Here is a 14012-nt window from a genome sequence, read left to right as displayed (position 1 = left end):
GATTAAGACATAAGGGCTGTCCTCGTCATCTATGATGACGTTTAGGACAGCCCTTATCTTACGAATTAGTACTTGTCGCTCTTATCGACCGTAACTTTTACAGTAAGCGTAATTTGCAGTACAGGATCATACACGGTGATCGTCGTCGTACCGTAATTGATACCCTCAATGACACCGTTAGTCGATACCGCTACAATATTGCTATTTGCGGATGTCCATATCAGTCTAGGTACTATAGTAGCCCTAAGTTTGGTTGGTAGTACAGTCAAAGTTTGACTGGATGCCAGATTCATCTGTTGATCCACTCTTAGATGAGGCACAGCACCTGGTAATTTGATGAGTACAATATCAACCGTCAACGAATCGGTAAACACTTTACCGGCCGGAGACTTCACCTTCACTTGAATGGTCACCGTACCGCCATCCTGCCAGCCCGTCGTTAATTTAGCTGAGTTTTGACCGCCCGTAAGGCTAGTCCCTTTAGAAGGACTATTCAGCAATGTCCATTCCGGTTCATAGGTGAAACTTGGCTTGCCGGCAGCTCCTTCCCATGTCATCGGGTAATTAATTGCTGAAGCTGCTTTAACGATCAGGCTGCCATCGAGCTTTAGTCCGCGATTCTGAATGGTTATCGGAAACTCTTCATTCACTACTGAACCGTCAAGAAGCTTCACATAAACGATTACCGTCACTTTGCCATCACCGATCGCACTAAGTTCGTTGGTGAAGTTTTTGCCCGTTGATGCCGGAAGCGTAACGATATCGTCAGCTCCTGCTTCTTTCAGACCCCAACTCACACCTTCTATTAGGCTAATATCGGTTATCGCCGTAGAATCCGTTTCTGACTTCGTCAATCCGGCTGATAATTCGATTACATCGCCTACGCCGACTTTAAGCGGCCCGCTTAAAGTTACATCCGGTTTAAGAATAGTAACTTCGACTTGCTGCGAATATGGCGTTCCGTTTTGCAGTTTCAAGGAGACTGTCACTGTCATGGTTCCAGGAGCAAGCGCATGTAGATTATTCGTGAAGTGCTTGCCTGTGGAGTTCGAAATTAGCTCTGCCTTCGTATTCGAACGCTCCCACTTGAGAACACCTTGAATCACGCTATCATCTGCAATTGGTGCACTGTTATCTTTCGACTTCTGCAGTGTAGCTTTCAGTTCCACGGTGTCTCCTAGGCTGATGGTTCCTGGATTTGACAAGTTCAGATAAGGTTCCTCGATCGTAATCGATCGCGTCGCCGAAACCCACGTGCCATTCATGAGTTGGAATCTCACTAATACCGTTACACTACCCGGAGCTTTAGCCTTGAGTGAATTATTCAACTGCTTAGTAGTCGGAATTGGTAGATCTACCAACTCTTCCGCATCTGTACCTTCGAGCCCCCATTTAACATCCTTGATCATACTTGCAGCAATATCGATATTGCTGCTTGCCGATTTCTTCAAGGCTGCGGTCAACGAGATCGTATCGCCGATACTAATAGTACCCGTTCCTGCCAATGACGGGAATGGGCTTACTACCTCCACTGGAAGCGTGGCCTTTAGCACCGTGCCATCAGCAAGTTTTACGGAAGCGACGACAGTTACAGTCCCTGGAGCAAGACCTTGGAGCTGATTCTTAAACTGATTGTTTGCTGCGGTCCCTAGGCTCACAAGACTTGAGTCACTTGTACTGCTCAATCCCCACGTTATGGTGACACTATCATCTGTAACAGCCGTTGTGTTTGTAGCCGACTTCTGCAGCTTTGCAGTCAGTTGAGCGGTATCGCCAATCCCAATTGAATCTGTCCCTGTCAATGTAAGAACAGGATTCTGAATTGTAATTGACAGTTCCTTCGTGATCACCGTATTGTCCAGCAGTTTCACAGAAACAACGACGGTGGCAGTGCCTGGAGCAAGTCCTTTCAACTCATTCACAAGCAGCTTGTCTGTTGTTGCTGGAAGTGAAGCGATTCTCTGCTTATCCGCCTCTTTCAAACTCCAGCTCACACTTTGAATCACTCTGCTATCCGTAATCGGCGTATGATCTGTGAGTGATTTCTGCAAAGCAGCGGTGAGCGGAATCGTATCGCCGACGGTAAGATTACTGCTGCCTGTCAAGGTTAAGACCGGATTCGTAATGGTGACATCCTTTGATGCATCATAAGAGGTCGTCACCGTTGACCCGTCAATGGTCGAATTATAAGTAGTCGTCACATGCAGGGAAACTTTTATTTTACCGGCTTTTAATCCGGTAAGCTTCGTTTGCCAACCGCTGCTCGTACTCAATGATCCGTCTGCCGGATTAAATATCGACCACTCGATGTTGCTAACCGTTTCGCGAGTTGGTTTGACAAGTGCACCTGACAAATCCATCGTCATACCCGCTGTTACCGTATCGTTAGCGATGATGTTAAGCCCCGATTCCAGTACAGTTACTTGTGCGGTAGCCGTTTTACCGGTAATCGAATCAGTCACTCTAATTGTTGTTACACCTTTGGCAACGCCTGTAACATACCCGTTACCTGCATTCGTCGTAATGATGGTGGCTACTGCTGGGTTCGATGATGTCCAGCTAAATTTAGGCGTTGCATCCGCTGGCGTGAAAGTTGGAATGACCGTAGCTGTGTCATACACTGTCGCTCCGGTACTGTCCTTCTTGTTCACGAGCGTAATATCCTGCAGCCCGATGCTTAAGCTATCCAACCGAACAATGGAGTTCAACGAATAGGTGTCGAAAGGAAGTGTCGTCGATGCAGTCTGTCCGACATCCTTAAATGTGAGACTCGAATTGTTGAGAGGAAGAGTCCCTGTCACAGTTGGCTTAACCGTAATGGTGAATGTAACAGGCGAAGCCGTATAGCTTTGTCCGTCCACGGCATACTGAATTGTGCTTATTGATCCACTAAGAATAGTCTTGTTGTTTGAATCCTTATTCGTCGTTAACGTCATCCCCGGAGGAAGCGATGTACTAACGATCTCCAGCCCAGCCGGGAGTGTTTCGGCAAACGAAACCCCTTGGATTTTGAGCGTGTCGACATTGACAGAACCCGATTTCGTAATGGCTTTCGGCGTTGCCGTATACGTCATTGTTGTCGTAGTACCTTTATCGAGCGTAAGCTCCGACCCCGAGCTCAATCCGGAAATCGTACGTCTCACAGTAAGATTGGAAGATACCTTCTTCACCTTAACCGGAATGGTCTTCGTAATCTTCGCACCTGTCTTGTCTGTTACCGTAATTTCGATAGAGAGATCGCCGTCTCCGGTCGTAAATGGATTCGTGATGACAGAGTTAATGGTAGAACCTGAGACAGCCGTTGTAATCGGCTGCGTTACGGTCTGCAGTCTAGTACCGTCATTATAGGAGTACTTGACCGAAACCGTTAAGTTGCGATCCACAAAATCATAATCCTCAGGCATAAAGCTGAGATTAATATTTTGATAACTCGGAATGAAATTATCCTTAGCAGCCGAGTAATCAATCGGGTTGTACACCGTTAGCATCGGCGCATGGTTAGAGCCCATAAAAGCACGGTACATCGTATTGACGAACAGCTGCTGCTCCCAGGTTGGGAAGTTTGTATTCGTGTGACCTGTACCGGAATACGTCACATTCCCTTTGGAATAGGTGTAGTAGTGGTTCCAGCTATCGTCTTCATCACGGTTCGAGCCAATAATGTTGTACCACGGCACAACCGTCTTATCTTCCAGATCAAGCGTGAAGTATTGATTGTGCGTTAATGCCACTTCTGGTGTAGAGGTATTCAGATTAAACGGGAATTGATTAAGAAGTCCGTCGTTAACCTTCTTCACGGCCTTAGACGTGTTAAATGCACTGAGACCAAGGTTCGTCCAAGGTTCGATTTGTCCGGTTGTTTGCTGGAATTGGTCAATCCATGTATTCCGGTCCGTCTCGCTGCTTGAGAATACAGTATCATGCGTAAACATAACGCTTTGGCCTGTCCGAATGAAATTATTGACGGCATTAGCTGTATCCAATGTAATGCTGGCACTTGAATTATAGGTATCCGTAAATCCGAAAATAAGCATGTCGTACGTTCCATTTAGATTTGTTTTGACCATGGAGTTGAACGCATTAAATTTCATAGTCGTGATTTCAATTTCGTATTCATCCGTTGATTTCAGATACGTCTGGTTTAAGTTACTGTTATTCTTCAAGCTGCTCGTATCAGAATCATTCGGCATAACTTGAAGTACACGCACCTTTGTCAATTGATCGCGATATCTGAATACACCTGTTTCGTAGCTCTTCAACTTGGTAGTTTGATCTACGATTTCGAGCTTCCAATAATAAAGGCCGGAATAACCCTTAGGCAGCACGTAAGAAATCTCACTGTCTTCGTTGTTATTGGAAACGACTGAGGAAGCAACAATCTGGTCATTGCCGAACGTTACCGCTTGATCCAGACCCAGGTACAAGTTTGCTGTTAATCTACCATCTCCGAATCTGTTATAGTTCGGCACATTGAAATGAAAAGATAACTTATCTCCGGCATGATAGAGAGTGCTAGAGTCCATGAGATAAGAGGTTGGTTGACCGCTTAACACGAGTTTTGGCCGTTGGTTCAACAGCCCATTTTCATTCAAGCTAAGGGTAGCTAAATTAGTCAATTCTGTTGGCTTTAGAAAGACAACATTATCTCTGCCGGCAGTCGAGTATGCTGCAAACGTTTTGTATAGATTCCCGGTATTTTTCTGGTAAAGCAGACCGCTTTTATTAGAGGAGTCATTATAAATGAAAACGGGCTGCCCTTTCGTAATAAAATTATCGACAATCTCGCCTGCTTTAAGAAGCGTTATGTCGTTCTCCAAGTTCTTGGTCTCATGTGCAGCTGCTCGGTTGGAAGAAGTTGTCTTAGCTACTTTAGTTGGATTGAAGCTGCCTTTACCGATGTAGATACCGTCGTATTTGCCGTCAAGCTCACCGCGCAGAGCGACAAAACGCTTCATACTCATTGTTTCAATTGACATATTCGGCTGTTTGCCCAGCAGCGGCTGTAGGTCTGACGTTCCGCCGCCATCCGTGATTTCCAGCAGTTTGGTCACATTCTCAGTGAATCTCAGCTTCGTTCCATTGGCCTTGTCCGACTCAGAAGGATAGAGTTTCTCCGAATTTATTTTCACATACCTCTTTGTATTATTAGAACCTATAGTAGCTACTAAATAGTCATCCACAATGCTGAATTTCTCGCTAGCGCTAATTGTCGCAGCAGTTGCCGCCAATGCTTTGTCTGTCTTTGTAGCGGTCACATATTTGCCGGTCGATTTGGATTTAATCGAATATGTATCATCGCTGTTCTTGATTCGCTCAAACTGCTCCGCCGACGTGCCAATGCTTGTCACACTAGCAGATAACTCATTATTGGCTCCCAACGTGATGAACTTCGTGTCGGCTTTGATTGCGTAATAGACTGTCCCGTTCGCGTACGCATCCTTCAAGTAAAGCCCCGGAATAATGATGAGAGCCGCAATCATGCCTATAAAAAGCAATCTGATTACTAGAGACCTCGTCTGCAGCCTCTGATTTGCTCTCCTAATCATCCTAGTACTCTTTCTCGTATCCATAGCTTCCCCCCCTGTCATTGGTATTTTGCTACAATTTGATACAGTTCTAAAGGACTACGTTCAGTTGACTATATTATACATAGAATCCCGGAAGAAAAATAGATAAATATGTTAATAAAAATCCCATATTGTCTAAAAGAACTAGCTGTGTGTATAATTACCTTATCAGAATCGGGATTTGCTAGATTTATGCAAAAGCACAGCACGAAATGGCAGTTAACTTCTAGGTACAAAGACCTACTGCCTTGTCGTAACAAGATTAACATGATACGAATTGTCATGAGGGGATTGGTAGAAATGAGTACCGTGAAAAAGAAGCGGCTGGGCGACCTCCTCATCGAGAGCAATGTCATTTCCGAAGAACAGTTGCAGCAGGCATTGCGCGAACAAAGCAAGACGAAGCAGAAGCTTGGCGATTTGCTTATTACACAAGGATACATAACGGAACAGCAGCTGTTCGAAGTACTGGAATTTCAACTAGGCATTCCACATGTCAGTTTGTTTAAATATCAGATCGAGCCTTCTATTACGCAGATCATACCCGAGAGCTTGGCTCGCCGATATCAAGCCATTCCGATTCATAAAGAAGGCGGCAAGCTGCTCGTCGCCATGGCTGATCCGCTGGACTATTTTGCAATTGAAGAGCTTCGAATGTCTACCGGCTTTCGCATCGAGCCAGCTATCTCTGGCCGAGATGAACTGCAAAGAGCCATTGCTCGTCACTACGGTTTGCAAGATTCCATGTCTCAGCTCATGGGCGAGTTGCCTACGGCAGATGAAATTCGTGAAACCGAGATTACGGATGAGGACTCTCCTGTCGTTCGTCTAGTGAACCAGATGATTCAGCAGGCCGTACAGCTTCAGGTATCCGACATTCACGTCGACCCGGGCGAAACGAATGTTAACATTCGCTACCGTCTGGATGGTGTACTGCGGACTGAGAGAGTCATTCCTAAGCAAATGCAGGGTTTCATCACGGCGCGGCTCAAAATCATGGCAAAGCTGAACATCGCTGAACGTCGTCTGCCGCAGGACGGTCGATTGAAGATGCAGGTAGACTACAGGACGATTGATATCCGGGTTTCCTCGCTTCCGACCATTCATGGAGAGAAAATCGTACTTCGGATTCTCGATCTAAGCGTTGGTGTTAAGGCGCTCGATCAGCTCGGCTTCAGCAAGCACAACCATAGAATCTTTAGAGAAATGATTGAGGTTCCCTACGGTATCATTCTCATTACCGGACCGACGGGCAGCGGTAAAACAACAACGCTCTACTCCGCTCTTCAACATCTCAACAAAGAGGACTCTAACATCATTACCGTTGAGGATCCGGTCGAGTACCAGCTTGAAGGCATCAATCAGGTCCACGTAAATCCGCAAATCGGACTTACTTTCGCAGCAGGGCTGCGTTCGATTCTCCGTCAAGACCCTAATATCATCATGGTCGGCGAGATTCGTGACTCGGAGACGGCAGAGATTGCTATTCGCGCCTCTCTAACCGGACACTTGGTACTATCGACACTACATACGAATGATTCCGTCAGCTCCATTACGAGGTTCCGCGATATGGGGATTGCCCCCTACTTGATCGCCTCTTCATTGGTCGGCGTAGTTGCACAGCGGCTTGTCAGACGTGTATGCCCGGATTGTACGACAGCCTATACGCCATCCGAGCAAGAAAGCATTTTCCTGCAAAATCACGGACTTCACGCGGACAAGCTGTATAAAGGCACCGGCTGTGGCACCTGTAACCAAACCGGTTATCGAGGCAGGGTCGCCATCCATGAAGTACTCGGCATTAATGACGCCATTCGGCAGCAGATCAGCCAAGAGGGCTCCCTTCAAGACCTACGGGTTGCAGCTGAGAAGAATGGGTTGATTCAGCTGATGGATGATGGCCTGGAGAAAGCGGTTAAAGGCATTACTTCCCTGCAGGAAGTGCTGCAAGAGACCGTATCCCATTAGGAAGGAGGGCCAAAATGACACAAGTATTGGAACAGATCACAACCTTGCTGCAGCAAGCTCATGAGAGCAAAGCGTCTGATCTTCATATTTCCGTTGGCTCGCCTCCTGTTATGCGGGTTCACGGCACACTTCAACGGCTAGGTGAGGAAGCAGTTACGATTGAGCGTTCTAGAGCTATGGCGGCGGCCCTGTTAAGCAGCGAGCAGTTAGCCCACTTTGAGCAAGCCGGTGAAGTTGACTTCTCCTATGAACTGGAAGGGTACTCTCGATACCGGATCAATGCATACCGACAGCGTGGCAAAGTGAGCATTGCGATTCGGACCATTCCGACGCGCATTCCTTCACTCGAGCAGCTGCAGCTTCCTGCAATCATCGAGACGCTTGCTAATAAGCATCAAGGGCTTGTCCTCGTTACAGGTCCGACAGGCAGCGGCAAATCCTCGACATTAGCGGCGATGATCGATTACATCAATCGAACGCAGAAGAAACATATCGTCACCTTGGAGGATCCCATCGAATTCCTCCATACTCATTCGGCATCGGTGGTCGATCAACGTGAGGTCGGCAATGATACGAAGAGCTTTAGCAATGGGCTTAGAGCGGCACTTAGGCAAGACCCTGACGTCATCCTAGTTGGCGAGATGCGTGATCTAGAGACGATTTCAGCAGCTGTTACGGCTGCTGAAACCGGACATTTAGTATTTGCGACCTTACATACAACAGATGCTCCGCAAACGATCGATCGGATCATCGATGCTTTTCCATCTCACCAGCAAGGACAAATTCGGACGCAGCTCGCAGCTGTTCTTATCGGAGTTATCTCACAGAGGCTGCTGCCTCGCCCTGGCGGACAAGGCAGATCCTGTGCTACGGAGATTATGATCAACACGCCTGCCGTCGCCAACCTAATTCGCACCGAGAAAATTCATCAGATCAAGAGCGTCATGCAAACAGGACGCGCGCTGGGCATGCATACACTAGACGCTTCGATTAAGGAGCTTCTGCAGTCAGGACGTGTTGATCCGGCTGCCGCCAAAGTCTACTTGACTGAAGGTGCTTACTAATGGCTCAATTTGCCTACCATGTCAAGACAGGCGGCGGCAAGCAGCTGAGAGGTAAAATGTCCGCAATGGACAAATCAACGGCAGTTGAAGAGCTGCGTAAACGTGGACTGGTCGTTCTTTCGGTGAATGAACACCGAAACACGATTCTATCGATGGATATCTATATCGGTAACCCGGTTAAAATGCAGCATTTCATCATCTACTGCCGCCAATTCGCAACGCTAATTCGCGCAGGTGTCACGATTCTCGATGCTACCGGCATTCTAGCTCAGCAAACCGAAAGTAAACCACTTAAGAAAGCACTCGTCGATGTGCATTCAGGCTTGCTTCGCGGTAATGCCTTCTCGCAGGCCGTGCAGGAGCATAAGCGAATCTTCCCTTCAATGTTCACCAACATGATCCGCGCAGGTGAAGAGTCCGGCGATCTGGAAGGTACGCTCGAGCGATTAGCTGTCTTCTTCGAGAAGCAGCATATGACCAAGGAAAAGATCAAATCTGCCTTAACTTATCCGATGGTCGTAGGATTTCTCGCCATTTCAGCCGTCATCTATCTGCTCAAGGCAGTTGTTCCTCAGTTTGTAAGTATGTTTGAATCTATGGATGCCAAGTTGCCAGCCATTACTACGATGGTTATGGCGGCTAGCAATAGCATCCAAAATCAGTGGTATCTATGGATTCTCGTTGTCGTGTTGCTTGTAGTTGCTTTCATTACAGCCAAAAGAACAACAAGAGGAGCCTATGCAATAGATTACATGAAGCTTAAGCTTCCTATCTTCGGTAAGCTTTCGCAGAAGGGCGTCATCGCCCAAATGTCGCGCACGATGTCTTCACTCTACGCAAGTTCGGTTCCCATGCTTCAAGCACTGTCCATCGTCGAAGAGGTTGTTGCAAATCGGGTCGTAGGCAAAGTCATTCGTAGCGCAGGAGATTCACTAAGACAAGGCACACCGCTCTCGGATCCACTTAAGAAGTCGTGGGTGTTCCCCCCACTGGTTACTCAGATGATTGCGATTGGGGAAGAGACAGGTTCTCTTGACCTGATGCTGTCCAAAGTAGCGGACTTCTATGAGATGGATGTCGAGAACACAGTCGACCGGATGAAGTCATTAATCGAGCCAATCTTGCTCGTATTTCTCGCCGGTATGGTCGGAGTCATCGTGGCAGCCATCATGCTGCCTATGTTCAGTCTATATAGTCAAATGGGCTAAGTAGGCAAGTAAAACCAATTCAGGGAGGAATTAAAAATGGTAGCAAATGTTTTGAAACGTGCGAGAGAGAATGAGAAAGGTTTTACACTAATTGAGTTGCTAGCTGTTATTGTCATCCTGGGTATTATCGCTGCTATCGCCATACCGCTAATCGGTAATATTATTAATAAGTCTCGTGGTGATTCAGATATTGCAACTGCCAGACAAATCTACGACGCAACTCGTATTTATGTAACTTCTGAGTTGAATGCAGATTTTAAAAACTCAAGTGTACCAGACACAAACCTAGTTGTCCTTATTTCAACGCTCCGTACAAAAGGATATCTGGAGGACAATCTCGTACTTCCTAGCAGCAAGTCCAAAATTACTGAAGGAAAAATAGAGTTCTCCCAAGTTACAGGCGATTTAATTTATGTTTCATATAAAACCGCAGCTGATACTACGGGTCAATATTATCTTGGTACTGAAGTCTTGAGTGGTAAGGCAGCAACTACTGGAGTTCACACCGGATTCAATCCATAATCCAAATCTATTATACTCCTAGTTCAAACAGGAACCGGAATCGTTCCGGTTCCTTTCTCTTCATTTTATATAGAAAGTAGCCATACTCTATGACGACTGCCCTTGCAATCTACTTTTTCATCCTCGGACTAGTATGTGGTTCCTTTTTCAACGTTGTGGGTTTGCGCGTGCCATTAAAGCAATCTCTCATTCATCCGCCTTCCCACTGCACAAATTGCCAAAAACGGCTCACGAAGCGTGATTTAGTCCCCTTATTCAGCTATCTGCTTGCTCGTGGCCGCTGTCGTCATTGCGGTATATCTGTATCTCCTTTGTATCCACTCGGTGAAGTCATTACCGGACTATTATTCATGAGTATGTTTCTGATCTTTGGCTACAGCCTTGAACTTATCTCCGGCCTGCTTCTTGTCAGTCTGTCTGTTATCATTACCGTTTCCGATCTCAAATACATGTTAATCCCGAATAGCGTTCTTCTGGCCTTCTTCCCATTGTTCATCCTATCTCGACTTCTACATCATGAACAACCTTTATGGCATTACGCTGTAGGCGCATTGCTAGGCGGTGGGATGCTGCTACTAATCAATCTTCTCTCACGTGGCCGTATGGGGCTAGGAGATGCCAAGCTGTTCTTCGTATTTGGACTTGCTATTGGTCTTCCCCACATTCTAGTTGCAATGCTTCTTGCTTGTCTGACCGGTTCAATCGTAGGCGGCACCTTGCAGCTACTTCACCTTGTCAAACGAAAACAACCGATCCCTTTCGGCCCGTTCCTTGCTGTAGGCACACTTGCCGCTTATTGCTTCGGAGATGCGCTGATAGAAGGGTATCTAGCTATAATAACCTAAGCGGGATGTGATCATGTTGATAACCATTGGCTCCAAACAAATCGGTCTTACCATTGAACAAACCGCCATCCGTTTCACTACGCTGCGCAAGAAAAAAGCATGGGAGCTTGATCGGAGCGGTTTTCTTCCACTTCCTGAAGGTGCCATTGTTGATGATCAATTCATAAAAGTAGACGAAATCCGCAGCAGTTTCAAAAAATGGATCCTACGCGAGAAGCTAAACGGCGCTTCTGTTTCTCTTGCCGTTCCTACTTCGCAAATTATCGTTCGTAAAATGCGAATCCCAACAACCAATGATAAAGAGCTTCGCTCTTTAATTGAGTTAGAGGTTGAGACGACGCTCCATCTGCCATTCGAAGAGCCGATCTACGATTATCTACAGATTGGCAAGGATGAGACCAGCACACAGGTTTTGATCTTTGCCGCACCGCTTAAGTGGATTCGCACAGCTATGGAATTAATGCAGGAGGCTGGCTTACGCGTTAAAGCCATTACCTTCCCAGCAGCGGCCCTGGCAAAATCATTATTTACACAACAAACAGAGAAAACAAGCGAAACGATGGTCCTTAACATCGGTGATACGATGCTCGAGATCTTTATGTTCCATGAAGGCAGCCCAATCTTCATGAGAGCGATCAACTTATTGGAAAATGGCAGTCATCAACCCGGTCACTTAAACGAATCACAGCTATCCGAGCTAAGCACCGAGATCTCTCGGATCTTGAATTTCTATCAATTCGGCCTTCATGAAGGCGCGTCACGTATTAGTACTGCAATCGTAGCTGGGGCCGTATCCGCACAGCATGACCTCATCTCCATATTGCGCGAGACACAGGCGGAAATCGCCATTCATGAAGCTGACTTTCCTTCCTTTGAAGGCGGCAGCCTAGATGATGAGCAGGGTAACTATCTGATCCCAGCCGGCTTAGCACTACCAAAAGACCTTAGCTTTAACATCGACCTGCTTCCCAAAGTTAATCATGAAGCAAAACTGCTCCCTGTTGTTATCACAAGTGCTCTAGGTGCTTGGCTGCTCATTATGGCACTCATCGGCTACTCCTTTATAAGTAACCGTACCGAAATTTCAGATAATAAAGATCAGGTGCAAACCTTAAATGACCAAATTGCACTAGCCCAGAATGAATTGATTACCGGTACTGCTCAGGGCCAGTCAAACCCGCTAACGGAAATTGAAGAAATCAAGAAGAAACAAAGAGACGTAGTTGCGATCGTGAAAGAGATTGAACATAAGCTTCCGATTAGCGCAGAACTTCGGACCCTTGGCTACACTGAGCAAGGACAAATTGCACTTACAGCCAGCTTCAATTCAATGAAGGATATGTCCCGTTACTTATTCGATTTACACCGTTTATCCTTTACCGAAGATGCCGGCATGCAAACGATGTCCAAAGGGGAGACAATGGCCACCTCTACCGGCAGCGGTGGGATTTCCGTCTCCAAACCATATACGGCTTCCTTCAGTATCTTGATGAAGCAGTCGAACGAGGAGGATAACAATGGAACAACTAACTAAAAACCGTCCCTTGTCTGTCCTTCTAATAGCAGTGCTTTTCCTCGCTTTGTTTGTTATCTATACTTACCTGCTGAAGCCATCAACAGATCAGATTACCGATCAACAAGCAGAGATTGAGCGGCTAAACAGTGAATACAAGATTCTGAGCAACAAACTCACGGAGAAAAAAGAAGCGAGCAATGAATATTCTAAAGAAAACGTACAACTAGCTCTCCCTTTATGGGACAATACGGAGCAGCTGCTGCTTGATTTACAACAAATTGAAGCAAGTACTGGCGGAGAGGCCCTTACCGCAACCTTTACGCCTGATCGTAGTGATAATCAACAAAATTCGGAAGCTGCTGCAAGCGAAACTATTGATTCTTCTTCGGGTAGCAACTCATTTGGTCCTAATGTGAAAAAGCTTAAGGTAGGCATAGTTATTAAAGGTCGTTATGCAGACATATTGCGTTATATCGAAGAACTGCAAAAGCTGCCTAGACTAATTACAGTTGATTCATTCGACGTCGCTAAATCAAGCAGTTTAGCGGGTGATGCCACTCCAATCTCAGCCAATCTGGCATTCACGGCTTACTTCGATCCCTCCTACAAGCCACTTGTGAAAGAAGTTCTTTTACCATTCGATGAGAAATAGAAAAAGCCGCTTACCGTCGTAATCATGTCGGTAAGCGGCTTTTTTGTGGTTTATATCCATGCAAAAAGACCGCTACTCAGATCTCTGAGTAACGGTCATGAAAGTTGTAAAAATGGAGCGGAAGACGGGAATCGAACCCGCGACCCTCGCCTTGGCAAGGCGATGCTCTACCGCTGAGCCACTTCCGCAGATAAATATGGTGCGCGTAGAGGGACTTGAACCCCCACGGTCGCCCGCCAGATCCTAAGTCTGGTGCGTCTGCCAATTCCGCCATACGCGCATAATGTAAAGTGCCCCCATTGTCGTTAAACGAAAATGGTGAGCCATGTAGGACTCGAACCTACGACACCCTGATTAAAAGTCAGGTGCTCTACCAACTGAGCTAATGGCTCAAGTTTGAAAAAATGGTGCCGGCGATAGGAGTCGAACCCACGACCTACTGATTACAAGTCAGTTGCTCTACCAACTGAGCTACACCGGCATGTGTATGAGTTTCAAGTCTCTTCAACTCATGAAATAAAACCCACGAATGGGTTATTCAATTGGTTGGTTTGCAACTTGAAAACTGGATACGAACCTTTGCGAAGGTTTTTCATTAGCTGATTATTGTCCGAAGTTGAACATCCGAGCAGATATTCGTAGGATAAGCCCTCGACCGATTAGTATTCGT

The 14012-nt window shown here is 46.4% G+C and carries 8 protein-coding genes and 4 tRNA genes; 7 read left to right on the top strand and 5 right to left on the bottom strand.

Annotated elements, in window-relative coordinates; translation table 11 throughout:
- Window positions 1-65: 65 nt before the first annotated feature.
- A complete protein-coding gene (locus tag AC0YNS_RS31060; protein WP_475784731.1) occupies window positions 66-5570 on the bottom strand; it encodes a DUF5057 domain-containing protein in 5505 nt (1834 codons plus the stop codon).
- Window positions 5571-5867: 297 nt separating this feature from the next.
- Between AC0YNS_RS31060 and AC0YNS_RS31055 the strand changes: the two genes are divergently transcribed.
- The 7 genes from AC0YNS_RS31055 (at window position 5868) to AC0YNS_RS31025 (ending at window position 13342) form a co-directional block, all read left to right on the top strand.
- A complete protein-coding gene (locus AC0YNS_RS31055; protein ID WP_475784730.1) occupies window positions 5868-7535 on the top strand; it encodes a GspE/PulE family protein in 1668 nt (555 codons plus the stop codon).
- Between the two features lie 14 nt (window positions 7536-7549).
- Complete coding sequence (locus AC0YNS_RS31050; RefSeq protein ID WP_475784729.1) at window positions 7550-8599, top strand: type IV pilus twitching motility protein PilT; 1050 nt, start codon at window positions 7550-7552, stop codon at window positions 8597-8599.
- Window positions 8599-9807, top strand: a complete 1209-nt coding sequence (locus tag AC0YNS_RS31045) for a type II secretion system F family protein (RefSeq protein ID WP_475784728.1) — start codon at window positions 8599-8601, stop codon at window positions 9805-9807. The genes AC0YNS_RS31050 and AC0YNS_RS31045 overlap by 1 nt, the downstream gene beginning before the upstream one ends.
- A 36-nt stretch (window positions 9808-9843) precedes the next feature.
- Complete coding sequence (locus AC0YNS_RS31040) at window positions 9844-10329, top strand: prepilin-type N-terminal cleavage/methylation domain-containing protein (RefSeq protein ID WP_475784727.1); 486 nt, start codon at window positions 9844-9846, stop codon at window positions 10327-10329.
- A gap of 89 nt (window positions 10330-10418) precedes the next feature.
- Complete coding sequence (locus tag AC0YNS_RS31035) at window positions 10419-11174, top strand: prepilin peptidase (protein ID WP_475784726.1); 756 nt, start codon at window positions 10419-10421, stop codon at window positions 11172-11174.
- A gap of 13 nt (window positions 11175-11187) precedes the next feature.
- Complete coding sequence (gene pilM / locus AC0YNS_RS31030) at window positions 11188-12708, top strand: type IV pilus biogenesis protein PilM (protein WP_475784725.1); 1521 nt, start codon at window positions 11188-11190, stop codon at window positions 12706-12708.
- Entirely contained in the window at window positions 12692-13342 is a 651-nt protein-coding gene (locus AC0YNS_RS31025) for a hypothetical protein (RefSeq protein ID WP_475784724.1), read from the top strand. The genes pilM and AC0YNS_RS31025 overlap by 17 nt, the downstream gene beginning before the upstream one ends.
- Window positions 13343-13455: 113 nt before the next feature.
- Here AC0YNS_RS31025 and AC0YNS_RS31020 read toward each other — a convergent pair.
- The 4 genes from AC0YNS_RS31020 to AC0YNS_RS31005 form a co-directional block, all read right to left on the bottom strand.
- Window positions 13456-13530, bottom strand: a tRNA-Gly gene (locus tag AC0YNS_RS31020).
- Window positions 13531-13539: 9 nt separating this feature from the next.
- Window positions 13540-13622: transfer RNA gene (locus AC0YNS_RS31015), tRNA-Leu, on the bottom strand.
- A gap of 36 nt (window positions 13623-13658) precedes the next feature.
- A tRNA-Lys gene (locus AC0YNS_RS31010) sits at window positions 13659-13734 on the bottom strand.
- A 13-nt stretch (window positions 13735-13747) separates the two neighbouring features.
- Window positions 13748-13823 (bottom strand) — tRNA-Thr (locus AC0YNS_RS31005).
- Window positions 13824-14012 lie beyond the last annotated feature (189 nt).

It is taken from the genome of Paenibacillus sp. J22FR21 (assembly GCF_056269135.1).
Note: the sequence above shows the minus strand (reverse complement) of the source record. Positions and strands in the feature narration are given on the sequence as shown.

What these genes read in the sequence shown, in the direction of transcription:
- AC0YNS_RS31060 (WP_475784731.1), bottom strand. Translation starts at nt 5,570, where the DNA reads ATGGATACGAGAAAGAGTACTAGGATGATTAGGAGAGCAAATCAGAGG.
- AC0YNS_RS31055 (WP_475784730.1), top strand. Translation starts at nt 5,868, where the DNA reads ATGAGTACCGTGAAAAAGAAGCGGCTGGGCGACCTCCTCATCGAGAGC.
- AC0YNS_RS31050 (WP_475784729.1), top strand. Translation starts at nt 7,550, where the DNA reads ATGACACAAGTATTGGAACAGATCACAACCTTGCTGCAGCAAGCTCAT.
- AC0YNS_RS31045 (WP_475784728.1), top strand. Translation starts at nt 8,599, where the DNA reads ATGGCTCAATTTGCCTACCATGTCAAGACAGGCGGCGGCAAGCAGCTG.
- AC0YNS_RS31040 (WP_475784727.1), top strand. Translation starts at nt 9,844, where the DNA reads ATGGTAGCAAATGTTTTGAAACGTGCGAGAGAGAATGAGAAAGGTTTT.
- AC0YNS_RS31035 (WP_475784726.1), top strand. Translation starts at nt 10,419, where the DNA reads ATGACGACTGCCCTTGCAATCTACTTTTTCATCCTCGGACTAGTATGT.
- pilM (WP_475784725.1), top strand. Translation starts at nt 11,188, where the DNA reads ATGTTGATAACCATTGGCTCCAAACAAATCGGTCTTACCATTGAACAA.
- AC0YNS_RS31025 (WP_475784724.1), top strand. Translation starts at nt 12,692, where the DNA reads ATGGAACAACTAACTAAAAACCGTCCCTTGTCTGTCCTTCTAATAGCA.